The organism is Microbacterium sp. Se63.02b (assembly GCF_014171575.1).
Lineage (GTDB): Bacteria > Actinomycetota > Actinomycetes > Actinomycetales > Microbacteriaceae > Microbacterium.
On sequence record NZ_CP050453.1, the window covers coordinates 3,836,266 to 3,860,599 of the forward strand.

General features: G+C 69.0%; 23 protein-coding genes and 3 pseudogenes. 10 read left to right on the top strand and 16 right to left on the bottom strand.

From position 1 onward, the window contains the following. Positions 1 to 16: 16 nt before the first annotated feature. The 5 genes and pseudogenes from G4G29_RS23060 to G4G29_RS19160 all read right to left on the bottom strand — a co-directional run bounded on the left by G4G29_RS23060 (position 17) and on the right by G4G29_RS19160 (position 4,720). A complete protein-coding gene (locus G4G29_RS23060; protein WP_244632624.1) occupies positions 17 to 583 on the bottom strand; it encodes a thiamine pyrophosphate-dependent enzyme in 567 nt (188 codons plus the stop codon). Between the two features lie 135 nt (positions 584 to 718). After that, positions 719 to 934 (bottom strand): annotated as a pseudogene (locus G4G29_RS23065) (thiamine pyrophosphate-binding protein); the annotation flags it as partial. Then, positions 925 to 1,656, bottom strand: a complete 732-nt coding sequence (locus G4G29_RS23070) for a thiamine pyrophosphate-binding protein (protein ID WP_244632215.1) — start codon at positions 1,654 to 1,656, stop codon at positions 925 to 927. The pseudogene G4G29_RS23065 and the gene G4G29_RS23070, both read right to left, overlap by 10 nt. A 10-nt stretch (positions 1,657 to 1,666) precedes the next feature. Further along, positions 1,667 to 3,333 (bottom strand): annotated as a pseudogene (locus tag G4G29_RS19155) (amidohydrolase). Between the two features lie 49 nt (positions 3,334 to 3,382). Further along, positions 3,383 to 4,720, bottom strand: a complete 1,338-nt coding sequence (locus tag G4G29_RS19160; RefSeq protein ID WP_183151225.1) for an MFS transporter — start codon at positions 4,718 to 4,720, stop codon at positions 3,383 to 3,385. A 222-nt stretch (positions 4,721 to 4,942) separates the two neighbouring features. On the opposite strand from G4G29_RS19160, the gene G4G29_RS19165 reads away from it, so the two are divergent. Further along, positions 4,943 to 5,839 (top strand): Lrp/AsnC family transcriptional regulator, encoded by an 897-nt coding sequence (locus tag G4G29_RS19165; protein ID WP_183152901.1) that lies wholly within the window; start codon positions 4,943 to 4,945, stop codon positions 5,837 to 5,839. 13 nt (positions 5,840 to 5,852) lie between these two features. On the opposite strand, the gene G4G29_RS19170 is transcribed toward G4G29_RS19165, so the two are convergent. Next, entirely contained in the window at positions 5,853 to 6,929 is a 1,077-nt protein-coding gene (locus G4G29_RS19170; protein ID WP_183151226.1) for a hypothetical protein, read from the bottom strand. Between the two features lie 74 nt (positions 6,930 to 7,003). After that, positions 7,004 to 8,137, bottom strand: a complete 1,134-nt coding sequence (locus G4G29_RS19175) for a nucleoside hydrolase (RefSeq protein WP_183151227.1) — start codon at positions 8,135 to 8,137, stop codon at positions 7,004 to 7,006. Positions 8,138 to 8,213: 76 nt separating this feature from the next. Between G4G29_RS19175 and G4G29_RS19180 the strand changes: the two genes are divergently transcribed. Next, on the top strand, positions 8,214 to 9,233 hold the full coding sequence (locus G4G29_RS19180) for a LacI family DNA-binding transcriptional regulator (protein WP_183151228.1): 1,020 nt from the start codon (positions 8,214 to 8,216) through the stop codon (positions 9,231 to 9,233). On the opposite strand, the gene G4G29_RS19185 is transcribed toward G4G29_RS19180, so the two are convergent. The 5 genes from G4G29_RS19185 to G4G29_RS19205 are packed head-to-tail and all read right to left on the bottom strand — an operon-like array spanning position 9,230 to position 14,228. Continuing rightward, on the bottom strand, positions 9,230 to 10,141 hold the full coding sequence (locus G4G29_RS19185) for a ribokinase (protein ID WP_183151229.1): 912 nt from the start codon (positions 10,139 to 10,141) through the stop codon (positions 9,230 to 9,232). The two genes, G4G29_RS19180 and G4G29_RS19185, sit on opposite strands and share 4 nt — an antisense overlap. Next, positions 10,138 to 10,974: a carbohydrate ABC transporter permease gene (locus tag G4G29_RS19190; protein WP_183151230.1), complete on the bottom strand. Its 837-nt coding sequence runs from the start codon at positions 10,972 to 10,974 to the stop codon at positions 10,138 to 10,140. The genes G4G29_RS19185 and G4G29_RS19190 overlap by 4 nt, the downstream gene beginning before the upstream one ends. Further along, on the bottom strand, positions 10,971 to 11,924 hold the full coding sequence (locus G4G29_RS19195; protein ID WP_183151231.1) for a sugar ABC transporter permease: 954 nt from the start codon (positions 11,922 to 11,924) through the stop codon (positions 10,971 to 10,973). Before G4G29_RS19195 ends, G4G29_RS19190 begins: the two co-directional genes overlap by 4 nt. A 43-nt stretch (positions 11,925 to 11,967) precedes the next feature. Next, positions 11,968 to 13,278, bottom strand: a complete 1,311-nt coding sequence (locus G4G29_RS19200) for a sugar ABC transporter substrate-binding protein (RefSeq protein WP_183151232.1) — start codon at positions 13,276 to 13,278, stop codon at positions 11,968 to 11,970. 47 nt (positions 13,279 to 13,325) lie between these two features. Continuing rightward, complete coding sequence (locus G4G29_RS19205; protein WP_202045382.1) at positions 13,326 to 14,228, bottom strand: nucleoside hydrolase; 903 nt, start codon at positions 14,226 to 14,228, stop codon at positions 13,326 to 13,328. A gap of 142 nt (positions 14,229 to 14,370) precedes the next feature. Here G4G29_RS19205 and G4G29_RS19210 point away from each other — a divergent pair, with 142 nt between their 5' ends. Continuing rightward, positions 14,371 to 15,777, top strand: coding sequence for an MFS transporter (locus tag G4G29_RS19210; protein ID WP_183151233.1), 1,407 nt, complete (start codon positions 14,371 to 14,373; stop codon positions 15,775 to 15,777). Between the two features lie 35 nt (positions 15,778 to 15,812). Further along, complete coding sequence (locus tag G4G29_RS19215) at positions 15,813 to 16,736, top strand: cation diffusion facilitator family transporter (RefSeq protein ID WP_183151234.1); 924 nt, start codon at positions 15,813 to 15,815, stop codon at positions 16,734 to 16,736. 5 nt (positions 16,737 to 16,741) lie between these two features. On the opposite strand, the gene G4G29_RS19220 is transcribed toward G4G29_RS19215, so the two are convergent. Further along, complete coding sequence (locus G4G29_RS19220; RefSeq protein ID WP_244632216.1) at positions 16,742 to 17,056, bottom strand: MarR family transcriptional regulator; 315 nt, start codon at positions 17,054 to 17,056, stop codon at positions 16,742 to 16,744. A gap of 61 nt (positions 17,057 to 17,117) precedes the next feature. Between G4G29_RS19220 and G4G29_RS19225 the strand changes: the two genes are divergently transcribed. Both G4G29_RS19225 and G4G29_RS19230 read left to right on the top strand, forming a co-directional pair. Then, positions 17,118 to 17,396: a hypothetical protein gene (locus G4G29_RS19225; RefSeq protein WP_183151236.1), complete on the top strand. Its 279-nt coding sequence runs from the start codon at positions 17,118 to 17,120 to the stop codon at positions 17,394 to 17,396. Between the two features lie 81 nt (positions 17,397 to 17,477). Next, positions 17,478 to 18,338, top strand: a complete 861-nt coding sequence (locus tag G4G29_RS19230; RefSeq protein WP_244632217.1) for a hypothetical protein — start codon at positions 17,478 to 17,480, stop codon at positions 18,336 to 18,338. A gap of 69 nt (positions 18,339 to 18,407) precedes the next feature. On the opposite strand, the gene G4G29_RS19235 is transcribed toward G4G29_RS19230, so the two are convergent. Next, positions 18,408 to 19,052 (bottom strand): TetR/AcrR family transcriptional regulator, encoded by a 645-nt coding sequence (locus tag G4G29_RS19235; RefSeq protein WP_183151237.1) that lies wholly within the window; start codon positions 19,050 to 19,052, stop codon positions 18,408 to 18,410. Positions 19,053 to 19,124: 72 nt separating this feature from the next. On the opposite strand from G4G29_RS19235, the gene G4G29_RS19240 reads away from it, so the two are divergent. Next, entirely contained in the window at positions 19,125 to 20,207 is a 1,083-nt protein-coding gene (locus G4G29_RS19240) for an alpha/beta hydrolase (RefSeq protein ID WP_183151238.1), read from the top strand. Here G4G29_RS19240 and G4G29_RS23075 read toward each other — a convergent pair. After that, positions 20,207 to 21,409, bottom strand: a pseudogene (locus G4G29_RS23075) (MFS transporter); the annotation flags it as partial. The gene G4G29_RS19240 and the pseudogene G4G29_RS23075 sit on opposite strands and share 1 nt — an antisense overlap. A 44-nt stretch (positions 21,410 to 21,453) precedes the next feature. On the opposite strand from G4G29_RS23075, the gene G4G29_RS19245 reads away from it, so the two are divergent. Then, the gene (locus tag G4G29_RS19245; protein ID WP_183151239.1) at positions 21,454 to 21,885 is read left to right on the top strand and encodes a helix-turn-helix domain-containing protein; all 432 of its coding nucleotides are present in this window, start codon (positions 21,454 to 21,456) and stop codon (positions 21,883 to 21,885) included. Between the two features lie 10 nt (positions 21,886 to 21,895). Here G4G29_RS19245 and soxR read toward each other — a convergent pair whose 3' ends face one another. Next, complete coding sequence (gene soxR, locus G4G29_RS19250) at positions 21,896 to 22,336, bottom strand: redox-sensitive transcriptional activator SoxR (RefSeq protein WP_183151240.1); 441 nt, start codon at positions 22,334 to 22,336, stop codon at positions 21,896 to 21,898. 114 nt (positions 22,337 to 22,450) lie between these two features. Here soxR and G4G29_RS19255 point away from each other — a divergent pair, with 114 nt between their 5' ends. Then, a complete protein-coding gene (locus tag G4G29_RS19255; protein ID WP_183151241.1) occupies positions 22,451 to 23,890 on the top strand; it encodes an MFS transporter in 1,440 nt (479 codons plus the stop codon). Positions 23,891 to 23,954: 64 nt separating this feature from the next. Continuing rightward, a complete protein-coding gene (locus tag G4G29_RS19260; protein ID WP_183151242.1) occupies positions 23,955 to 24,308 on the top strand; it encodes a hypothetical protein in 354 nt (117 codons plus the stop codon). Positions 24,309 to 24,334: the final 26 nt, after the last annotated feature.

Genomic DNA, 24,334 nt, shown 5'->3' on the forward strand with positions numbered 1-24,334 from the left:
TTCCTGTTCGTCGGGGTCAAGAGGGTTCGGGATGTCGGGGTTCAGACGGCGTGCTGCGGGATGTGCACCAACTGCACTCCCCGTCGGCGATCGCGGCCCGGATGCTCGATGCGATGCCGTCGCGCCGCTCCACCCGCCGCCCCGTCGCGCCGAACGCGGTCGCCAGCGCGGCCCAGTCGGGCTGCACCAGGTCGACGCCGATCGGGGTCATGCCGCGGTCGACCTCGTTCTGGCGGATCTCGGCATAGCCGCCGTTGTCGACGCACACGACCGTGACGTCGAGACCCTGCTCGACCGCGGTCACGAGCTCGTTCACGCAGAACATCAGGGCGCCGTCGCCGATGACCGTGACGACCGGACGTTCGGTCTGCGCAACCCTGGCGCCGATCGCGGCGGGCAGGCCGTAGCCGAGGGTGGCGTAGGTGGGCGTGTACAGCAGAGAATGCGGCTGCCGCGACTGCAGCACGCTCCCGAGTGCCAGATACACGATCTGCGAGGAGTCGCCGGCGACGATCGCATCGTCGGGCAGGGCATCGGCGATGATCTCGGCCAGAGCCACCGTCTCGGGCGAGGTATCCCGCATCTCGGCGTCGATCGCCGCGCGCTCGATGGTCAGCTCGCGTGCCGGACGAGCGTCGACGGCGAGCAGCTCCAGAAGGGCGCCGGTGACCGCAGCCGCATCGCCCGTGATCCCGACGGTCGCTGCGAGGTTCTTGTCGCGCTGCGACGCCGAGATGTCGACACGGATCACGCTTCCGCGCGCGTCGAGGCGCGGCGCCCACAGCTCCGCCTCGCCGAGCTTCGAGCCGACGACGAGCAGCACGTCGGCGTCTTCCGCGACCGCGCGGGCCGCGGCGAGACGCAGGTTCGACCCGAGCGAGAGCGGGTGCCGCTCATCGACCACACCCTTGCCGTTGAGGGTCGTCAGCACCGGGGCGCCGAGGCGCTCGGCGAGCGCGGTGACTTCGTGGGAGGCATCCGTCGCGCCCCGCCCGCGAGGATCACCGGGGTCGTCGCGGCGGCGAGCAGGCGAGCGGCCTCGGCGAGCGTGGCGGGTTCTCCCGAGACACGGACGGGCACAGGGCGCGGCTGTCGCGCTTCGACGGGGACATCGGCCGGAGCCTCGAGCACGTCGAGCGGGATCTCGATGTGCACAGGACGAGGGCGACCGGTGCGGAACAGGGCGAACGCGTCATGCACGGCTTCGACGGCCTCGGCGGCGCTGGTCACCCGGCGTGACCACTCGGCGATGGCCGCGACCATGGCCGACGCATCCTTCGTCTCGTGCAGTGTGCCCACGTCGGCGAACTCGGCGCCGAGGGGCACTCCCGGCGAGAGGACGATGAGCGGACGCGACTCGCAGAACGCCGTCCCGATCGCACTCATCGCGTTCTGGAGGCCAGGACCGGAGGTGGTGATCACCACGCCCGGGAGCCCGGTCTGCTGCGCCCAGCCGTCGGCGCCGTAGCCCGACCCCTGCTCGTGACGGTTCGTCACCGCACGGATGCCGAGGTCGGCGAGCGGCCGGTAGAACTCGAGGTTGTGGGTGCCGGGGATGCCGAAGATCGCGGTCACGCCATAGGCGCGGATCGTCTCCAGCACGGCGCGTCCGGCGGTGTCGGCGTACTGATCTGCCGCCGTGGTGTCGTTGCTCATCGTGACATCCTCACAGGCGGTGACGACGGACGCCGTCGACCCAGGTCTCGCGCACCTCGATCGCCGAGATCTCCTCGGCGGGCACGGCCAGCGGATCACCGGAGAGCACCGCGAAGTCGGCGTACTTCCCGATTTCGAGCGAACCCAGGTCGTCTTCCCGCCCGATCGACACGGCGCCCTCGATCGTGTGGGCACGGAGAGCTGCGAGCGCCGAGACCCGCAGGTCGTCGGGGCCGAGTCTGTGCCCGCGGCGGGTGACGCGGGTCACCGCGGTCTGGATGGCTTCGAGCGGAATGGGCTCGGCGACCGGAGCATCCGACGAGATCGTGAACGGCACACCCGCGCGCTCGAACTCGCCCAGCGGGTTGAAGCGCTCACCCGGAGTGCCGATGGCCTCCTCGACGCCCTCGCCCCAGTTGAAGTAGTGCTGGGTCTGGTTGACCGGACGGATGCCGGAGGCGGCCATGCGCTCGATCTGCTCGGGTGTCGGCAGGCCGCAGTGCTCGATGCGGTGGCGGGCGTCGGGGTCGGGGTGCTCGGCGAGCGCGGCCTCGATCGCCGAGACGACCATCTCGATCGCGGTGGGCGACTGGGCGTGCGTCGCGGTCTGCAAGCCGGCGGCGTGCGCCTTGCTGATCAGGCCCGCGTACTCGGCGGGCTCGTGGTACAGCTGGCCGGTGCGGCACGGGTCGCCGACATAGCCGTCGGGAAAGTACGCCGTCCACCCGCCGAGCGTGCCGTCGGCGTAGAACTTGATGCCGGCGAAGCTCAGGTGCGCGTTGCCGAACTGGCCGACCAGGCCCATCTCCAGCGCTTCATCGAGCAGGTGCGACAGGAGGTACATCGACACGCGCAGCTCGAGGCGCCCTGCCTCGGCGAGACGCAGATACATGTCGAACTCGCGACGCGTGACCTGGGCGTCGCCGATCGAGGTGACCCCTCCGGCGAGGAAGCGCTGGGTTGCGGCATCCAGCTGGCGCAGATGCTCCTCCGGCTCGTCGGCGAGGTGGAAGTTCGGACCGTGATGGCCGATCTTCACCCCGTGCACACCGGTGAGGATGTTGCACGCCGCATCCGACAGCTCCCCCGTGAGCTCCCCGTCCGCGTCGCGGAAGAACTCTCCGCCGTCGGGGTTCGGGGTGTCGCGGTCGACGCCGTTGATCTCCAGCGTGTGCGAGTTCACCACACCGCCGTGACCGGAGGCGTTCATGAGGTACACCTCGCGATCGGCCGCCACCTCGTCGAGCTCGACACGCGTGGGGTGACGCTTCTCGGCCAGGTTGCGCTGCTCGTAGCCGTAGCCGCGCACCGGGCGCCCGGCGGGGAGGTCGGCGGCCGCGGCCTTCAGCAGCGCCACGATCTCGGGGATGCTGCTCGCCTTCTCCGGCCCGCAGTCGACCCAGCTCATCATCTGCCCGAACATCAGCGGGTGCGCGTGGGCGTCGACGAAGCCGGGGACGACGACCCCGTCGCCGAGGTCGATGCGTTCGGGCGAGAGGCCCACCCCTCCGCCGCCGCCTCGCACTCGGCGGGGGTGCCGATCGCGAGGATCCGCCCGCGATCGGTCAGCACCGCCGTCGCGGTGGCGGCGGCGGCATCCACCGTATGGATCGCCCGCGCGGTCAGGAGGGTGGGAGCCGTCTGGGCCGAGCGGTCGAAGGGGGTGAGCTTTCTCATGGGGAACCTGTTCGCGGTCGTGGCGTGCGGGAGGCGGAGGCGGCGCCGGTCAGGGCAGCCGGTTCGCCGTCGTGTCCGTGCGGGCGGTGAAGGATGCCGTCACGGGGGCCTCATCCGAATGCTGCGGCGCGAGACGCGTGCAGATGCCGGCGATGAGGGCCATGCCGATGAACATCGCGATGACCGACCAGATGCTGCCCGTCCACGCGATGAGCTGCGTCGCGAACCAGGGCGAGAACCCGGCCCACACCGCGGCGCCGACACCGTAGGACAGCGCGATCGAGGTGTAGCGGGCCTGCGGACGGAACATCTGCGAGAGCAGGGCGGCGATCGGCGCGTAGGTCGCACTCATCGCGATGCGCACCAGCGAGGCGAACAGGAAGATGAGCGGTTCGACGCGGCCCGGCATGATCAACAGGAACGGCACGAACGTGAGCACCGAGGTGACCAGGCCGATGTACATGACGTTCTTGCGCCCCCACTTGTCGCCCAGCCAGGCGACGGGGAGGGTCACCACGAACTCCACGAAGGAGGCGATCGTCATGGCGTCGAGGATGACCTGCTCGCTCACGGAGATCGGCTCGCCGGTCGCGTACGCGGTGACGAAGGTGGTGGCCAGGTAGTAGCCGCCGGTCGAGATGGGCAGGATGCCGATGCCGAGCAGGATCGGACGCCAGTTGGTGCGCAGAGCGAAGGCCAACGGCATCGACTGCTTGCGACCCTCGACCTTCGCCTCGAAGACCGGCGTCTCCTCGACGCGGTAGCGCACCCAGAAGCCGACCCCGACCAGCACGATCGACAGCAGGAACGGGATGCGCCAGCCGCCGTTGATGATGAAGTCGTCGCCCATGCGGGTCATGATCGCGAAGATGCCCGAAGCCAGCAGCGCACCGGCCGGGTTGCCGAGCTGCGTGAAGCCGCCGTAGAAGGTCTTGGACTTCTCGGGCGCATGCTCGACGCTCATGAGCACCGCACCGCCCCACTCGCCGCCGACCGCGAGACCCTGCACGGCGCGGAGCAGGATCAGGAGGATCGGGGCGAGGATGCCGATGTTCTCGTACGTCGGCAGGCAGCCGACCAGCACCGTCGCAGCGCCCATCATCAGCAGCGTGATCACGAGCGAGGTGCGGCGGCCGAGCTTGTCGCCGATGTGGCCGAAGATGATGCCGCCGAGGGGGCGGACGAGGAAGGCGACGGCGAAGGTCGCGAAGGCCGCTGCGGTCTCGGCCAGGCGGTCGCCGCTCGGGAAGAACAGCGGACCGAAGACGAGTGCGGCTGCTGTCGCATAGACGTAGAAGTCGTACCACTCGATGGTGGTGCCGACGAAGGCGGCGATGCCGGCGCGTCGCGCCCGGCTGTGGGTGCCGCTGGTGGGGGTGGTGGTCATGAGGGTGCCCGCTCCTTTGCGGAAGATGTCGGATAGCGAAGGATGCTACGGACGTCTGCGCCTGGCGGCAAGATCAGAACTCCAGTGATAGCGAGTATTCACTGGAGAAGTGATCGTTGTTCGCGGCAAGTCGTGCCTTCCCCTCGGTCGAGGAGCTTCTTACACTGAGGATATGCACGGAGAGGCGTGCGATCGCGGGAAACTGACGAGATGGGTGGATCCATGGACTTCGACGCCGAACTCATCCGCGCGCTGCAGGAGGACGGCCGGGCCAGCATCCGCTCCCTCGCCGCGCGCGTCGGGCAGTCGAGGGCCGTGGTGGCCGCGCGGCTGCGCACCCTGCTCGCCGATCGCACGGTACGGGTGGTCGCGGCCGTCGACCCGGTGTTCCTCGGCCAGCACGTGCTCGCCCACGTCTCGATCCGCACCGACGGGGCCGTGGAGGTCGTGGCGGAGCATCTGCGCGACATGAGCGAGACCGTGCTCGTGTCGGCGGTCGGCGGGGCCCATGACATCGTCACCGAGGTGCGCGTCGGGTCGATGTCGGAACTGCACGACCTGCTCGCCCGTATCCGCGCGAGCGCCGGGGTGCTCGACATCAACACGATCATCTACTCGACCGTCGTCAAGGGCTTCTTCGTGTCGGAGTACCACGGCGGGGTGACGCTCGACACCACCGACGAAGCCCTGATCGAGCACCTGCAGGCCGACGGGCGCATGAGCTTCCGGGCCCTCGGGGAGCAGGTGCGCCTCTCGCCCAGCGCCGTCGCGACGAGGGTGCAGCGCCTGATCGACGCCGGAGTCATCAAGATCAGCGCGGTGGAGGCACGGGGCCTCGCGCACCGGCAGCTCTCGATGGGCGTCGGCATGACCCTCGGCGACGACGACGAAGCCGTGATCGAGGAGCTGCGCCGCGGCCGCGGGGTGGACTTCGCCGCACGCACCCTCGGACGGTTCGACGCCGTCGCCACGCTCGTCGAACCGTCCGCGGGGGCGCTGTATGCAAGCCTCGAACGCCTGCGCGCCCTGCCCGGCGTCACGCGCATCGAGGCCTGGCTGCACCTCGCGGTCCTCAAGGAGGACTATGCCCGCACGCTCCGCCCGCTGCGCGCGGACTGAGAGAGGGGCCCCCTCAGCGGGTGCCGGCTATCGACCAGAGGTCGTAGGAGTAGAGGGAGTCGCACGTGGCCTGGCTCCAATCCTGGTCGTCCACGGTCGGCAGGCTCGAGCACGAGCTGGTGAACACCACCTCCGGTGCATCCGGCTCCGGCAGTTCGCCGGTCCAGGTGCGAACCAGTCCCGCGTTGTGGACCCGGTCGAAACCGGTGAGCTCTTCGTCGATGTCGCCGGACGGCGCCCAGGTGCCGGTACCCCGCAGGAAGTGCTTCAGCGGCATCCGGTCGACCTGCACCGATGGTCCGATCCACCAGGGATTGTCGACAGGGTAGGGATGCTGCTCTCGAACGACCATGACCTCCCGCCGTGACGGGTCGATCGCCATGTCGAAGCCATTGAGGTAGTCGGGCGCTCCGTCGGCGCCGGTGAGTCCCGCGTTCGTCACCTGACGCTCGGGGGAGACACGCAGCCGGTCCACCCTCGACAGGTCGACCGTCACCACGTACGCCCTCGTCGACGAATCGCCGCGCGTGTACCCCAGGATCACGCGGCCCGACGCGGCGGACAGAGAGACCGCCGTCGGCTGACCCGCACCCCAGCTCGTGGTGTCCGGGGTCGTGACGATCGGATCCGGATACTTGAGCCACGGGCCCTCCGGGTCCTCGGCGAACGCGACACCGATCTGGTTGTGGGCGCTGGCGTCGACATCGTTGCCGAGATAGAACATGGCGTAGCGGTAGCGGGTGCCATCCCAGTCGAACCGGCCCTTGACGACGCTGGGGTCGCACGTGTGGAAGCTGTCCCACGCCGCCCCGGTCGAGGCCTGGAGCACCGACTCCGAGCTGACGACGACGCCGTCGACGCGCTTCGTCAGGTAGATGTGGTCTTCGATCACACGGAACTCGTCGTTGTGACAGGTCCAGATCCACTCCGTGTCGCCGTCGCGCACCACCGACGGCGCATAGGCGTAGTACCCCTCTGCGGGCGCGTACACCGACTCGACAGTGGCGGGATCCCACTCGACGCCGTCCGGCATGTCAGCCGACGCCGGGGTCTGCGCGCCCAGCACCATCGCCATGAGCGCCGCTGCCACGGCGGTTCCTCTCGCGGTCCTTCTTCTCTTCGGTCCGAGCATCATCGCTCCTCTCCTCCGGGCACGGTGCCCGATCAGTCGTTTCGCGGTCCCGCATAGGCACGGGGTCGCGGGTCGCGCACGTCCCCAGTTGTGGACCCCTGCCATATGGGCGGTGTGAATCCGCAGTAGAGCGCAGGCAACGCCTCCTGCAAGGCGCGCTCATACTCCGCGGGGTCATCGCGCCGGAAGACCCGCACGCGGTCATCGGAGTCCGCGTCGACGTCGAACGTGTACAACCCCGACTCGTGGGTGCGCACCCGAGCGGTGACGAGCTCGTTCGCGATCACGGCATCGTCATCCGAGATCTCTGCCTCGTCGATGATCCGATGCGTACCGTCGACCCGTCGCACCACTGCCGAACCGGAGACGATCAACCAGGCCGCCGTCTCCCACACGGCGTGACGCCGCCCGTAGACCCGCCCTGCCGCCTCACGGGAGGGGTCTTCGTCGAGCGCCCGGAGGAAATCGATCCGCGTCTCCCCACCGAGCCCGTACAGGAGATAGCGACGCAGTGCCGGATGCATACGCTCGATCCAGGCGAGATCCTCCAACCACCAGACCGTGTTGTGCACGTCGGGCGTATAGCAGTCGACCGCCGAGGCGCACGGATAGAGTGCGAGCGGGAGCCCGGAGTCGACGACCCGACGCGCGGCGATCGGATCGAGGTAGATGTTCCATTCGAGGTAGTCGAGGGTCGTCGAACCAGCGGAGAGGTGCACGGCCGCTACTTTCTCGCGCATCAACTCCGGGTCGCGGTTGAAAGCGACGGCGATCGGCCTGGCCGACCCGAAGGACATGATGTGCACGGGTTCGTCCGATGTCCGAAGCGTCTCCAGGATCAACTCCGGCCCCTGCTGCTGGAAGACCGGGACATCGCGCATCTCGTCATCGAGGTCGCGCATACGGGCGAAGGGCGAGACGGCGGACGGCACCCTCGTGCCGAACAGTGCGTTGAGCTGTGCCACCGGGATGATCCCCGGGTCACGGGGCCCGGGATACCCGAGCACTCCCTCCCGGACGGACTCGCGCTTCTCGATCGACACATCGAGGATGACCGCACGCAGATCGATGCGCTCGGAGGCGAACGGGAAGACCAGATCGAAGTTGTCGCCCGGATCTTCCGGGGGCAGGTAGAGGTCGGTCACGACGATCACAGGGGTGGACATGGCGTTAATCTACTCGAATAGACTCGCAGAACGAAGACATACTTGACTCGGGCCATCCCCCGGAGAGGAAGTACCCGTGCCGAAGCAGGATGCACAAGAGCAACCGGCCAGGGCCGCGACGCGCACCGACGTCGCCCGCCTCGCCGGCGTGAGCACCGCGGTCGTGAGCTATGTCGTCAACAACGGTCCGCGACCGGTCGCGGCATCGACCAGGACGCGGGTCCTCGCCGCGATGGACGAGCTCGACTACCGGCCGAACGCGGTGGCGCGCGCGCTCCGGATGCGCAGCGCACAAGCCGTGGGGCTCGTCGTGCCCGACGTGAGCAACACCTACTTCGGCGCGCTCGCGAGGGAGCTGTCCGTGCAGGCCTTCACGGCCGGATACGCTCTCCTCCTCGGCGACGCCGACAACGACATCGACCGCGAGCGGGCCCAGGTCGAGTCGCTCGTGAGCCACCAGATCGACGGCCTCGTCATCGTCAGCCTCGACCCCGCATCGGTGGCCGAGACGGGCACGACTCCGACCGTGTTCCTCGATCAGCGGTCGCGCCCCGGCCAGCTCGGTCATCGTGGACGACCGCGGCGGCGCCGCCACGGCCGTCTCGCATCTGATCGGTCACGGACGTACACGGATCGCTCTGCTGAGCGGCCCGCTCGGCGCCCCCGGGGTCTCGGAGCGCGAACAGGGATGGCGGCAGGAACTCGAAGCCGCCGGCCTGCCGACCGGCGACGACCTGATCGTGCGGAGCGAATTCTCCCGCGCAGGCGGATTCGAGGCGGGGCTGGATCTGCTCTCCCGCGGCGGACGACCGGATGCCGTGTTCGTGACCTCCGATGTGCAGGCGCTGGGCCTGCTCGCCGCAGCGCGCCGACTCCACCTCGACGTCCCGAGCGATCTCGCGGTGGTCTCGTTCGACGGCACCGAGGATGCCGTGTTCAGCGACCCCCGCTCACCGCGATCGAGCAGCCGATCCATCGCATCGCCGAGACCGCCCTGGCCGCGGTGCTCGAGAAAGGTCTGGAGCACTCTCCTCTCACGATCCCGGTCGATCTCGTCGTGCGGGATTCGTGCGGATGCGGAGCCGAGCGCCGCTAGCCCGCGGACGCGACCTCCCGCCCAGACTCGGCATCCCACGCATCCAGGTCGCTCGCGGTCGGATACGACGACTGGGCGCCACGGCGCGTAGCGGCATAGGCGCCGACCAGGACCGCACGCCGTACGGCACCGACGAGCGGCTCACCTGCCGCGATCCGCTCGACCAGTGCTCCGAGGAATGCGTCGCCGCACCCACTCGTGTCCACCGCATCGACGCGGACGGCAGCCACTGACGTGACCGCCCCTTCGTCGAGCACCAGAGCACCCCGTGATCCGCGGGTCACGACCACCGCTCCACCGCGCAGGGCGGGGAGGCATCTCGAGCGCCGGCGCATGCAGCACTCCCCGAAGCGCGCGAACTCATGCTCGTTCACGACCAGCACCTGCGGATGCGGCATCCCGTCCGGCAGCGCTCGGAAGGGCGAAGGGTTGTGCACCACGACAGCACCGAGAGCGGAAGCGCGAACCGCGGCGGCGACCACGACCGGATCGGACAGCTCGTTGCCCGTCACGACGACGTCGCCCGCGACGAGGTCTTCCCGCACCTGCCGCGGGTCGACGAGTGCGTTGACGCCACTGTCGACGACGATCACGTTCTCTCCGCCGCGATCAACGATGATCGTCGCCTCCCCGGTCGCCCCGGCGACCTGACGCACGGCGGAGACGTCGACGCCGGCCTCCCGCACCGCCGTCGCCAGCGTGCGCCCCGCATCGTCATCACCCACGGCTCCGATCAACGCGACTCTGCCGCCGAGGAGCGCAGCCGCGACTGCTTGGTTCGCCCCCTTGCCCCCCGGGGCCCGCAGAACCGGAGCGGAGTGCAGGGTCTCCCCGGGTTCGGGAAGCCGGTCCACTCGCAGCGTGCTGTCGAGGTTCAGCGATCCGACCACGACGATGCGTCCGGTCATCCTTTCAACCCCGTCGTCGACAGGGACTCGGTGTACTGCTTCTGGAAGAACAGCAGGAGAATCATCGGGATGACGCTGAGCACGAACGATCCCGCCAGGATCTGCCCCAGATCCACCGTGAACGCCGTGCTGAGATTCGCAAGGACGATCGGGGCGAGCTGACGCTCGGGCGATGTGCCGATCAGAAGCGGCCACAGGTATGCCTGCCACTGAGACAGGAACAGCATCATGCCCGCGCCGATCAACGCCGGCTTCGACAGGGGGAGCACGATCCGCCACAGCGTCCCGAATCGACCGAGCCCGTCGACTTCGGCCGCGTCGATCAGTTCACCCGGCACGCCCATGAAGAACTGGCGGAGGACGAAGATGGCGAAGCCGTTCGCCAGCGCAGGAAGGACGAGCCCGGCATAGGAATCGCTGAGACCCCACCCTTGGAACAGCGACGACAGGGGGATCGCGATCGCATCGAAGGGAATCATGGCGACCATGATGATGAAGCTGAAGATGATTCCGCGTCCACGGAACTCCATCGTCGCCAGCGCATAGGCAGCCGGGATCGCAATCGCGAGTCCGACGAGGATGGTCAGCCCCGCGACGAGGAAGCTGTTGAACAGGCCGAGGAGAAACGCCCCGGATCCCAGCGCGGAGTAGTTCGAGAAGTCGCCGCCGACGGGGACGAAGGCCAACCACGACAACGGCGTCATGTTCTCGACGTAGGTGTTGCCCGGCCGCATCGACGAGGCGAAGACCCACCACAGCGGGAGAAACACCGAGACGGCGACCAGCGCCGCGGCCGTGGTGAGCAGGATGGTCGCTCCGCGCTTTCGCCTCATGAACGATCCTCCTTCAGGAGCCGGAACTGGATCAGCACGATCACCGAGAGCATGAGCATCAGCACGACCACTTCGGCCTGCCCGACTCCCATATCACCGAGGAGATACGCACGGTTGTAGATGTCGTACATGATGAGGTTCGTCGAACCGTTCGGCCCGCCTTTCGTGAGGATCTGGACCGGCGCGAACAGCAGGAACGACCCCACCGTGCAGGCGATCAGGACGAAGGCCATGGGGCGTTTCAGCAACGGCAGAGTGATGGCGAAGAGCCGACGCCACCAGCCGGCGCCGTCGAGGGCGGCCGCCTCGTACAGAGACCCCGGAATGTCCTTGAGGCCGGCGATGATGAAGATCATCCAGTAGCCCAGAGCACCCCACGTCACCATGATCCCGATCGAGAACGCCGCCTGATTGGCCGAGGTGAGGAAGGGCTGGGCGGGCAGCCCGACCGCCTCCAGCATCCCGTTGACCAGACCGTCCGGTTGGAGCGCAGTGCTCCAGATCAGCGCGACGACGGCGCCAGGCACCGCCGCCGGTACGAAGATCATCGACCGCCACAGCCCCACCAGCGGAATGTTCTGCACGAGCAGCAACGCCAGCGCCGTGGAGAGGATCACGACGACCGGGTTGAGCACCAGGTTGAACACGAGCGTCACGACCAGGACCGAGTGGAAGTTCGGATCGCCGAACAGGTAGATGTAGTTCGCGAGGCCGTCGAACGTGGTCTCTCCCGTCGCCAGCGAGACGTGCTGGAAGCTGAGGCCGACGGCGCTGACGAGCGGGACGACGCGCATCATCACGAGCGTGATGAGCGCAGGCGCCAGCATGGCCATCGCGATGTATGTGATGCGCCGGGCCTTTCGGCGACGGAGCGGACGGAGGTCGCCGCCCGCAGCGATCGGGGTCGATGCCCCGATCGCTGCGGGCCGGTGTGTGCGGGTTCTGCTCATGTCATCTCACGTGGTGTCGCGGGGGTCGTGCCACGCCGGCGGGTCATTGGAGCCGAGCGATCTGAGCCTCGATGTCTTTGTCGGCCTGCGCGGCACGCTCAGCCGGGTCCGAACCGTTGCGGATGTCGGAGAACATCTGGTTCGCGCCCGGCTCGAACACGCTGTAGCCGAGGACGCCGGGGCGATGCACGGCGTTGTTCTCGAGCTGGTACTGCATGATGGCGCCGAAGTTCGCCGTCGCATCGCCTCCGACCGCACTCATGTCGTCGGCATAGGTCGCGTACGCCTCTTTGTTCGTCGGCGCGATGCCGGCAACCTCGGCCGACTCCGCATTTCCCTTCGGATCGATCGTCAAGTACTCCAGGAACTCCCGCGCTGCGTCCTCCTTCGCGGTCTTCGCCGAGATCGCGACCGACCACGAGTCGGTGGAGGTCGCCTGCTCGCCACCCTCGAAGAAGGGTGCCGGCGCGACACCGTAGGAGATGTCGCCGGCCTCGGCGACGTTCACGCCCCATGGCCCCGAGATGATGAAACCTGCCTTGCCCGTCTGGAAGAGGGCGCCGTTCTTGTCGTTCGTGATCCCCCGGGGCGACAGCCCGTCCTCGAACAGGTCGTGGTACCACGTCAGGGCCTTCTGCCATCCGTCGTTCGAGAAGTCGACGTCCCCGTCGGCATCGATGCCGTCACCTCCACCGGCAGAGACTCCGACCATCTGCAGCTGGTAGTACGAGTCCCACTGGTCGAACAGGAACGGATACTCGGCGGCGCCCGCATCCTTGATCTTCTGCGCCGCGGCGGTGAGTTCTTCGTACGTCCATGGTTCCGCGGGATCGTCACTCGGCGGTTCGACCCCAGCCGCGGCGAGGATGTCGGGGTTGTAGTACAGGAACTGCGACGTCGTCCATGTCTCGAGCGCATAGAGTTTGCCGTCCGCCTCGCGAGCGGTGACCATGTCCTCACTGACGGCGGCGGCGACCGCATCGTCCTTGAGATCGGAGATGTCGGCGAGGAAGCCCCGGTTCGCCCAGTCGAGCACGGCCCCGCCGGCATCGACCACCATGAGGTCGATGTCTCCTCCGCCCCCGGTCATGCGCTGGTTGATCGTGCTCGTGTACTGGGCGTAGGGGATGTTGAGCTGCTTGACGGTGATGTCGGGGTGCGACTTCTCGAACGCGTCGATCACCAGCGCCCAGGTCTCCGCCGGGTCTGCGTTCGCGAAGGTCAGAGTGACCTTCTCGCCGGAAGCGGATCCGGTGTCCGATCCGGAATCGGCTGGTGCGCAGGCGGCGAGGCCGATAGCGCCGACGGTCAGTGCGGTGGCGAAGGCACCGAGACGCAATGCTGTGGTCTTCATGGTTCTCTCCTCATTGAGTGGTGGTTCGGGTGCGGGTGAAACGAAGGTCAGGAGCGGAGGCGGGCGCCGCGCAGAATGCGTTCGAGGATCTCGGTGGCGACGGCATCCACGTCCATGTCGACGACGATCGAGTGGGGTCCGGATTCCGAGCGGACGAAACCCGTCAGACCGGCGTCGGCGCCATCGAGCTGCACCGAGATCTCCCCGCGCGCGAGCTCGAAGAGGTCCGGTCGGGCGAGCATGAGCACCGCGATGGGGTCGTGCGGAACATTGTGGTCCTGCGCGGCGAAAGACCAGAAGCGACGCATCTCGGCGCCGATCATCGCACCCAGCGGCCCGGCCTCGGCGATGCGGTCGAGCTCGGCGTGAGCGAGTCTGATCCGTTCCGTCTGCTCGAGTCCCACCGCCGCGACGGGCACACCCGAGCGGAAGACCGCATCGGCCGCGGCGATGTCGCACCGGATGTTGTGCTCCACGATGCCTGCGTCGAATTCGCCGCCCATCATGACGATGCGGCGGATGCGGTGCCCGCTCGCCTCGACCGCGGCTGCGACATCCGTGAGGGGGCCGATCGCGGCCACGGTGTCCGCTCGAGCGAGTTCGGCGATACCGTCGCGGTCGGCGCTGTAGGTGTGGGCGGCGAGACCGTCGATGGTCTCGCCCTCGTGCCCAGGCCACCACACCTCCCGACCGGAGCGGGTCTCGCGCTCTCCCAGAGCGATGGGCGGGGCGGGGCGGCCTATCGTCGCGAAGACGGCCGCGACGATCTGGGCACGGAGGTGCACATCGCCGTAGACGGTGCAGACGGCCTCGAGCTCCAGTTCCGGGCTGCCGAGGATCATCGCGATCGCAAGCAGATCGTCGACATCCGTCCCGATGTCGGTGTCGAGCGTGAAGGGGGCGGGGGTCATCTGCATGCTTCGGACTCTACACGAGTAGATTTGCAGCATCAAGCCTCATCTCTGTCGCGGTGCTTCTGCGATGCCCGGAGCGCAGAAGCGTGCGTCTCTCCCACACGCATCCGTCGCGGACCCGCACTCTGACACGGCGCGCCGTCACCGGGCGTTCACCCGGCGCGGCCAGACTTCGAACATGAGCGAACCCGAATCTCGCCAGGGCGTCCCCGAGCCCGTGGCGACCGCCAACAGCGGCGCCGTCGCCGTCGTCGGCCTCGACCTGCGCGGCGAGACACCTGCACCGAAGAAGCAGGTGTACTCCTGGGCGCTGTGGGACTGGGCGACGCAGCCCTTCAACACCGTGATCCTCACGTTCGTCTTCACGGCGCTGTACCTCGTCGGCGAGGGCTTCCTCCCGGCGGATGTCGCGGCGCTCGATGAGAGCGACCCGGTCCGACTCGCTGCGGAGGCCGACCTCGCCTCGGGACTCGGGCTCGGGTCGACCATCGCGGCCTTCGGCATCCTGCTGCTCGCTCCGGTGCTCGGACAGCGGGCGGATGCGGCGGGACGCCAGAAGCTCTGGCTCGGGATCGGCACCGGCGCCCTCGTGCTCTGCATGCTCGGCCTGTGGTTCGTCGAACCGACCCCGAGCCTGTTCTGGCTGGGCGTCGCGCTGATCTCAGCGGCGACGGTGTTCCAGGAGATCGCCGCGGTGAACTCCAACGCGATGCTCATCGGGATCGCGAACCCCAAGAACGTGGGCCGGATCTCCGGGCTCGGCTGGGGGTTCGGCTACCTCGGCGGGATCATCGCCCTCGTGATCGTCGTCGTGCTCGACACGTTCGACTGGTTCGGCATGTCCACCGACAACGGTCTCGCGTACCGGCTGATCGCGGTCGGCTGCGCGGTGTGGGCGATCATCTTCAGCATCCCGATCTTCCTCAACGTGCCGGAGCCCTCGCTCGGGCGGCCGGATCGCAAGGTCGGCTTCTTCGCCTCGTACCCGCTGCTGGTGAAGGACGTCGTCGGCCTCTACCGCAACGAGGAGACCCGGCCCACCTTCTGGTACCTGCTCGCGAGCGCGGTGTTCCGCGACGGCCTCGGTGGCGTGTTCGCCTTCGGAGCGATCATCGGCACCGCGGTTTTCAAGTTCGGCACGCAGGACATCATCATCTTCGGCATCGCGGCGAACCTGATCGCAGGGGTCTCGACGATCGCCGCCGGACGACTCGACGACAGCCTCGGACCGAAGCGCATCATCCTCACCTCGATCGGCTCGATGATCGTCGCCGGTCTCGCGGTGTTCTTCCTCCGGGATGGCGGGGCGACGGTGTTCTGGGTCGGCGGCCTCATCCTGTGCGCGTTCGTGGGGCCCGCCCAGGCAGCGGCGCGGTCGTTCCTCGCCCGGGTCACACCGGCCGGCCGGGAGGGTGAGATCTTCGGGCTCTACGCCACGACGGGTCGGGCGGCGAGCTGGATGGCATCGGGCGCCTGGACGGTGCTGATCGTGCTGACCAGCCAGACCGCCTACGGCATCCTGGGCATCGTGGTCGTCCTGATCGCCGGCTTCCTGCTGCTGCTCCCGGTGAAGGCTCCGCGCTGAGTCATCGACTCCCGCGGCGGGAGTAGCCTGACCGCGTGACCGTGATCCTCGCCTTCCTCGCCAACATCCTCGTCGCCGTGGCGAAGACGATCGCCGCGATCATCACCTCGTCGGCGTCGATGGTGGCCGAGGCGGCGCACTCGTGGGCGGATGCCGGCAACGAGGTCTTCCTCCTGATCGCCGACCGCCGCGGCGCGAAGACCAAAGATGCGCGGCATCCGCTCGGCTATGGGCGCAACGCCTTCGTGTGGTCGCTCATCGCGGCCTTCGGAATCTTCACAGCCGGATCGATCGTGTCGATCATGCACGGCATCCAGGAGTTGTCGGACACCGGCCCCGTCGAGAGCCCGATGGTGGCCTACGTCGTGCTGGGGGTCTCGTTCGTGCTCGAGGGCGCGTCGTTCACGCAGGCGATGGTGAAGTCCCGGCGCCTGGCCAAGGAGCGCGGTTCGTCGACCTGGGGCTTCGTGCTGGAGACGAGCGACACCACGCTGCGCGCCGTGTTCTTCGAGGACTCCGCCGCGCTCGTCGGCCTCGCGATCGCTGCCGGCGCCATCGCGATGCATCAGATCACCGGTATCGCCGCCTGGGACGCGATCGGCTCGATCCTCGTCGGCGTACTGCTGGGCGTGGTCGCGATCATCCTGATCCGACGCAACATCGCCTTCCTGGTCGGGGCCACGGCTGCGCCGAAGCTGCACGCTCGCGTCGGCGCCGCTCTGCTGGGGTTGGACGACATCGAGCGGGTCACCTATCTGCACATCGAGTACGTCGGCCCGAACCGGCTGTTCATCGTGGCCGAGATCGACCTGGCCGGCGATGCCCGCGAGCACGATGTGGCACGTCGGCTGCGCGATGTCGAACGGCGGATCGAGGCGCATGAAGCCGTCGAGACCGTCGTGCTGTCGCTCTCCGTCGACGACGAAGCGTCGCTCGAGTTCCCGGGTGTCTCGCGCTGAGGGGCTCAGCGCCGCCAGTTGTCGGCGAGCTTGTTCAGCAGCCGGGCAAGCTCGACGCGCTCGTCATCGGTGAAGGATGCGAGAGCGGTCGTGAGCATCTCACGGCGCTCACCGCGCATGCCGCGGGCGAGCTTGCGCCCCTCGTCTGTGAGGGCGATGCGGGTGCGTCGAGCGTCGTCGGGGTCGGCTTCGCGCCGCACGAAGCCGTGATCGACACCTTGCTGCACAAGTCGTGAGGCCCGCGGCTGATCGACGCCGATCGCGATACCGAGGTCACTGACGCTGAGCGGAGCGGACGCCGCGGCCAGCGCTTCGAGCATGCGCATGCGAGCGGGTCCCCCAGTCGACCGGACGGGTCGGCCATCCAGGGGGCATGCCGGGGTGACCGCGGTGGTGATCGAAGTGGTCGCGGGCATCGTCGCCGTGCGGCCCTTGATGCGGACCCCCGTGCCAGCCGTGCGGACCTCCGTGACCGCGACCGCGATCGGCGGAGCCTCGCCCACCCGGGCCGCGCTCGCCCGGACGACGGCCGCGCAGGCGGGCCAGCGCCTGCGCGATGGCTTCGGCGGGGTCCTGCTCGGCGGAGTCGCGCGATTCAGAGTCGTGCGGTTCGGTGTCGTTCGGGTCGGTGGTCACGATCCGATTTTACATGCGACTTGACATGTACTCGGACTCCATGTCACACTACATGTACATGCACTGTGACATTCACATGCACATTGACAACAAAAGGACTTTCCCATGAACACCTCAGAATCACAGAACCCCCAGAACACCTCCCGCCCCTTCGGTTACTGGCTCAAAGCCGCCGACCGCCTCATGGCGTCGGAGTTCGCCGCCGCCTTCGGCAGTGAGCATGCGAGCCGCCGCGACTGGCGGATCCTCAACATCGTCGACGGCACGGTCGCGTCCGACCGCCCGCTGAACGCGCACAAGCTGCACAGCCTGGTCGAGCGCGGCTGGGTCGCCTCCGAAGGCGACGGCTGGACGCTCACCGACGAGGGCCGTGCGGCGAAGGAGCGCCTCGGCGCGATCGTCGACGGCATCCGTGCCAAGGTATCGGCCGCTGTCTCCGACGAGGAGATGGCCACCACGCTCGCCTCGCTCGAGAAGATCGCGCGGGCATTCGGCTGGGAGGAGGGCACTCCTCTCCCCGCGGTCGAGGACGCCGTCACGGCTTCGGCGGACCCCGCCACGGCCGCGGATTCGGGCGCGGATTCGGCCGGCCCTTCGGGCGCGGATTCGGCCACGGGCCCGCGCAGGGCTTCGGTCGCGGCGAGCGCATCGACTTCGGCCACGGACCCGAGCAGGGCTTCGGACCTGATGCCGATGCCGAACACGGCTGCCGCCACGGCGACGCGGGTGCCGGACACCGCGGTCACGGCCGCGCGCACGGACACCCCGGTCACGACGACCGAGGCCACGGTCACGGCGCGCACGGACACGGCGGACACGGTCCGCACCGTGCCGAGCGCATCGCCCAGCACGCGTTCGAGCGCGGTTTCGACGCAGGCTTCACCCGCGGTCGCGACGCCTGACGCCTTCTCCACCCCGAGCGGCACAGGGCCGAACAACCCTGTTCCGTGCGAGCCACCCCCTTGAGTGCGAGCTCACGGGGGTGGCTCGCGTATCAGGGGTGGCCCCGCGAGGGCGGCAGGGCGAGGGACGCGGTCAGAGGTCGAGCAGCGACAGGGCCGGTTCATCGGCCCCGGCAGCCCGCAGACGACCTCGCATCGCGGCGGCGGCGATCACATAGGGCCGCTCGTCGTCCAACAGCAGCGAGCGCGAGTTGGCCTCCTCGTTCATCGCGACCAGCTCGAACGCCAGCACCTCGGGATCGCCCTCGATCTCGCGCGCCTCGACGGCATACCGCAGCTGCGCTTCGACGTAGCCGTACCAGTCGACGAGCGCCGCGCGCACGGCATCGCTCACCGGGCCGGACTTGGAGTCGACGTCGGCCGCGGTCGCAGCGAAGAAGCAACCGCCCGTGAAGACCCTGTCCTTCGAGTACAGGAGGGAGTTGCGCAGCAACGCTGCCAGGCGGCGCACCCCACGCGGTTCCGCCCTGGCCGGCGTCACGATCCGGGCGGTGAAGATCTCGCGAGCCGCGGCGACGGTCGCCAGCTGCAGGCCTTCCTTGCTCTGGAACAGGGTGGCGATGCTGCTCTTGCGGGAGCCGGATGCCTCGGCGAGCCGCCCGATGGTCAGACCGTCCAGGCCCTCCACCGAGGCGAGGTCGGTCGCGCTCTGCAGCACGATGCGACGGGAGGCCTCGCCGCGCGCCCTGCGCCCATCCAGAACCACACCTTCGGACATGCTCCTAGTATACGAACGATCGTTCGCCTAGTATACGTATGATCGTTCGTATTGTTCTGGCGAAGGAGCCCCATGCCGTCCGTTCCCGCACTGCTCGCCCGCACCATCCAGACCGCGGCTGCCGTCTCGCCCCGGCTCGCGGGCGACCTCGCCTCTCGCCTCTTCTTCACGACCACTCCGCGGATGCCGGTGCGCGATGTCGACGCCCCGACCCACGGCGATGCCCGCCGCGGGCGGTTGACGGTGCGGGGCATCGATGTCACCACCTACGAGTGGGGTGCCGGACCGCGCACGGCGCTTCTGCTGCACGGATGGCGCGGTCGAGCGTCGCAGTTCGCCCCGCTCGTGCGCGAGCTGGTCGCCGAACGATTCCGCGTCGTCTCCTTCGATGCGCCGGCGCACGGATCATCGCGCGGCCGGCATACCGACATCCGCGACTGGGTCGACGCCACCGAACAGCTGCAGGCAGCATACGGGCCGTTCGCACTGATCGTCGGCCACTCGTTCGGCGCCCTGGCCGCGACGACCGTCGCACGGTCGACCGTCGGCACCCCCGCAGTCGTCGCGATCGCCGGCGCGGCCGGGCCGGATGCGTTCCTCGCGGAGTTCGCCCACGAGCTCCGTCTCGACGCCGCGACGCGCACGCGCCTGGCCGAGCGCTTCCGGCAGAGGCTCGGCGCGGATCAGGCGACCGTGACCGCACGGTACGACGCCGCACGGCACCCGCTCCCCGACGTGACGTCGCTGCTGGTGGTGCACGACCGCGACGATCGGCGGATGCCCGACGCCGACTCCCTGCGTCTGCACGAGGCTCACGGTGACCGCTCCCGCCTGCTCCGCACCGACGACCTCGGTCACACTCGCGCGCTGTCGGCAGACATCACCCTCGACGCGGTGGTCGCACTCGCGGTGGGCGGACTCGTGGCGGTCGACGCTCTCGGTACGGCATCGACCGCCTCGACCGGCCGTCACCGCGAAGCGCGCCGCACCAGCGGGACCAGGGCGGCAGCTGCCACGACCACGGCCGCGACGAGCACCGCCGCGACGAACCCACCCGTCACCAGCACCGCGGCGATGGTGCCGAACACGGCGATGCCGAGCCCGCCGCCGAGCGCGAACCCCACCTCCTGGATCGCCCCCACCTGGCCGGCCTGATCCTCGGTCGTCGCCTCGAACAGTGCCGTCGCGGCCAGTGTGGCGCCGACACCGAAACCGAGCCCGACGAGCACGAGCGGGATCGCCACGATCGCGGGGTCGAGTGCGAGCCAGACGAGCCCGACCGCCTGCAGCATCAGCGCCAGGACGGTGAGGGCGTTCGCCGAGAGCCAGCGCAGGGCGAGGGGTGCCACGACACCGCCGATGGCGATCGCCACCGCCTGCGGCAGCAGGGCGATGCCCGCCTCGGCCGCAGTCTGCCCGCGCGAGTCCTGCAGGTGCAGGCTCACCAGCAGCACGGAGGCCGATGAAACCCCGCTGCTCACGATGATCCGGATGATCGCGGGGCTGAACCCGGGCATGCCGAACAGCCCGGTGTCGATGAGAGGAGCGCGGAGGCGCTGCTGCCTGCGCACGAAGAACACCAGGCTCAGGATGGCGACCACGGCAGCGAACACCGCCGACATCGGCGCAGCGAGCGCCTCGTGCAGCGCGAAGACCAGGGCACCGAGCGCGACGATCGACGAGAGGATGCTGAGCACATCCCACGACGGCGACTGCGAGCTGCGCGAGTCGGGCACGAGCCACACGGCCAGCACGCCGGCGACCACCGCGAGCGGAACACTCCCCAGGAGCAGCCAGCGCCATCCCGGCCCCTCGGCGAGCACTCCGCCGAGCACCGGACCGAGCGCGCTTCCGGTGCCGAAGGTCGCTGTCCACAGCCCGTACGCGAGCACGCGTTCGCGCGCCTGGAACTTGGCGCCGATCGTCGCGACCACGCCCGCGATGACGAAGGCTTCGGCGACACCGAGCAGCGCACGCACGACGATGAGCACCAGGCCGCTGGAGGCGAGCCCGCCGACCGCGTTGAGGACGGCGAACCCGGCCAGGCCGATGAGGATGACGGTCTTGCGCCCGTATGCATCGCCGATCCGCGCGGCGACGATCAGCGTCGCGGCCAGCGACAGCGCATACACATCGACCAGCCAGAGCCCCTCGGTGTCGGTCAGGCCCAGCTCGCCACGGATCGCGGGAAGGGCGGTCGAGACGCTGCTGATCGCGAGGGCACCGATGAGCACTCCGAGCAGGAGGGGGACCATCGCGAACCAGAGGCGAAGGGAGGAGCGTGTGCCGTCGAGAGTGGGGGTGTCCGTCACGATCTCAGTCTGTAAAGTACAGACAGAAGCCACAAGTACGGTCATTTCTGATACGTACTGACAGTTCGGATACCGAAGGGGGCCGTGGCGTGCGGGAGAAGACCGAGCGGATCATCCGCGACTGGACCGAGACCTGCGACGCCGAGGTGTCGATCGCGGTGCTCGGCGGGGCCTGGAAGCCCAGCATCCTGACCCTTCTCGGTGAGCACGAGGTGCTGCGCTTCGGCGAGCTCGGGCGCCTCCTGGAGAACCCGACCGCTCGCGTGCTCACCCGGCAGCTGCGCGAGCTCGAGGAAGACGGCCTCATCACCCGCACCGTCTACCGGGAGGTGCCACCCAAGGTCGAGTACCGGCTCAGCGAACTCGGCGCGAGTTCGGGGGCAGCTGCTGACGGAGCTGACCCGCTGGGGCACGCTCTACGCCGCCCGCCAGCGTGTCGACGCGCAAGCGGGGAGCGTCGCGGAGCCCGCGAGCGCGCCGCCGAGCCAGGCGACCGCGTGATCACCTGTGTCGTGACCTGAGGACGCGCCCTCAGATCCGGCGCGGGCCGGGACCATCGGTGCCGAGCGCATCCTCGGGGTTCAGCAGCCGGCACGCCTTCATCGACAGGCAGCCGCAGCCGATGCATCCGGTGAGCTCGCGCCGCAGATGCTCGAGCTGCGTACGGCGGAGATCGAGCTGCTCTCGCCACAGCTTCGCCACCCGCTGCCAGTCGTGCTGCGACGGCGGCTCGTCCGTGGGCAGGCTCTGGAACACCTCGTGCACGTCGGTGAGAGGGATGCCGAGGCGCTTCGCGACCACGATCAGTGAGATCCGCCGCAGCATGTGCCGCCGATAGCGGCGCTGGTTGCCTGCAGTGCGAGTGGACACGATGAGTCCGAGCTGCTCATAGAAGTGCAACGCCGTCGCCGGCACGCCGCTGCGGCGGACGACTTCGCCGATCGCCAGCAGATCATCGGGTTCCAACGACATCTGCACCCCCTCTTGACCTCGAGTTTACTCGAGGTATTAGCGTGACGATCGGTCGCCGGGGAACGGCGCCGCCGGGCGGAGGACCGCCTGCTCCGATGTCACGAAGGGCACCCCATGACGCACACCCCCGAGCGCACCGCCACCGCGGGGAGCTGGCGCGAACTCCTCGGCAGTCGCTACGCCCCGATCGCCTCGGTCCTCGCGGGCGGCGTGCTGCTCGAGGCGAGCAACGTGTATCTGACCACCAGCCTGCTCCCCACGATCGTCGGCGACATCGGCGGCGCGGAGTTCTACGCGTGGACGATGATGACCTTCCTCCTGGCATCGGTCGTCAGTTCGATGATGGTGAGCCGGATCCTCACGCAGCAGGGCGCCGTGCGCGCCTACCTGCTCGCCCTCGGCTTGTTCGCCCTCGGCTCGCTGCTGTGCGCCGCGAGCCCGTGGATGTGGGCGCTGCTCTCCGGCCGCGCGGTGCAGGGCCTCGGCGGCGGGCTGCTCGCGGGACTCGGCTACGCGCTCATCCAGCGCGCCCTCCCCGAGCGGCTGTGGGCGCGAGGAGCGGCACTCGTCTCGGCGATGTGGGGTGTGGGCAACATCGTCGGCCCCGTCGTGGGCGGCGTGTTCGCGCAGCTGGACGCCTGGCGGGTGACGTTCGTCGGCCTCGCCGTCGTCTCCGCGCTCATCGGCATCGTCGTGGTGCGTGCGCTGCCGAGGACCACCCGCGCCCGCTCGAGCGAATCCGTGCCGTGGGGGTCTCTCGTGCTCCTCTCCGGCGGCGTCGCCGCGGTGGGCATCGCGAGCGTCGTCCCCAGCGGTCTCGGCACCGGGGTCGCCATCATGGTCGGCGTGGTCCTGGGCGCTTGGTTCCTGCGTCACGAGCGCCGCGGTCGCACCGGCATCCTTCCCCGGGTCACTTTCGCCCCCGGTTCCTCGCTGGGCTGGGTCTACGTCACGGTCGCGGTGTTGGCGTTCGCGATCGGCACCGAGGCGTTCATCCCGCTCTTCGGGCAGGAGATCGGTGGACTGATGCCGTTCGTCGCCGGGCTGCTCGGCGCCGCCCTGTCCCTCGGCTGGTCTATCACCCAGGTGTTCACGGCCAACGCCACCGGCATCCGCTCGCGCCGCGTGCTCATCACCCTCGGTCCCGTCGTCGTCGCCATCGGTCTCGCCGCGTACGGGCTGCTCCAGCATGAGGGCCCCTCCACGCTCGTCATCGCGCTGTGGTTCGCCACCCTGTTCCTCGCCGGCGCCGGCATCGGCCTCGGATTCCCGCACCTGACCGTCGCCGCACTCGGCAGCACAGCCGGCGAAGAGGAAGGCGCCAAGGCGGCTGCGGCTGTGAACACCGTCTTCATCATCGCGAGCGCGTTCAGCTCGGCGATGGCCGGGGTCCTGGTCAACCTCGCGATGCCCGACGTCGTGGATGCCGCCCGCCTGCTGATGCTCGTGTTCGCGGGCATCACCGTTCTCGGCACGTTCGTCGCGCGAGGCGCGAGCTGGGGCATCGGACTCGCCCGCGAGGACGCACGGCCCGCCACTCCGGCATCCGACTGAGGGAAAAGACACCACATCGACGAAGTCCACACCGACGAAATCCACACCAACGAAATGGAGAATCATGATCCCGTTCGGTCCACAACTCATCGGCCAGACGGAGAAGGCGTTGAACGCCCTGCTCCAGACCGTCCTCGCCGGCCGCGACCTCACCGAACGTGAGTGGGTCGCACTGAGACTCGCCTCGCAGTTCGACGGCACCCCCGACCTCGACGGCTTCGTCGCCGAACGGCTCCATGCCCCGGATGCCGGCCGCCTGACCGCCGCACTCCGCGACCGCGGGTTTCTCACCGACGCTGCGCTCACCCCGAGGGCAGCGCCCTGGTCGCCGAGATCGGCCAGGACATCGCCGCCCTCACCGCACCCTTGTGGCGCGAGATCGAGGGCGAGGATGCGGAGGTCGCGACCCGGGTGCTGAACCTCGTCCTCGAACGGAGCTTGACG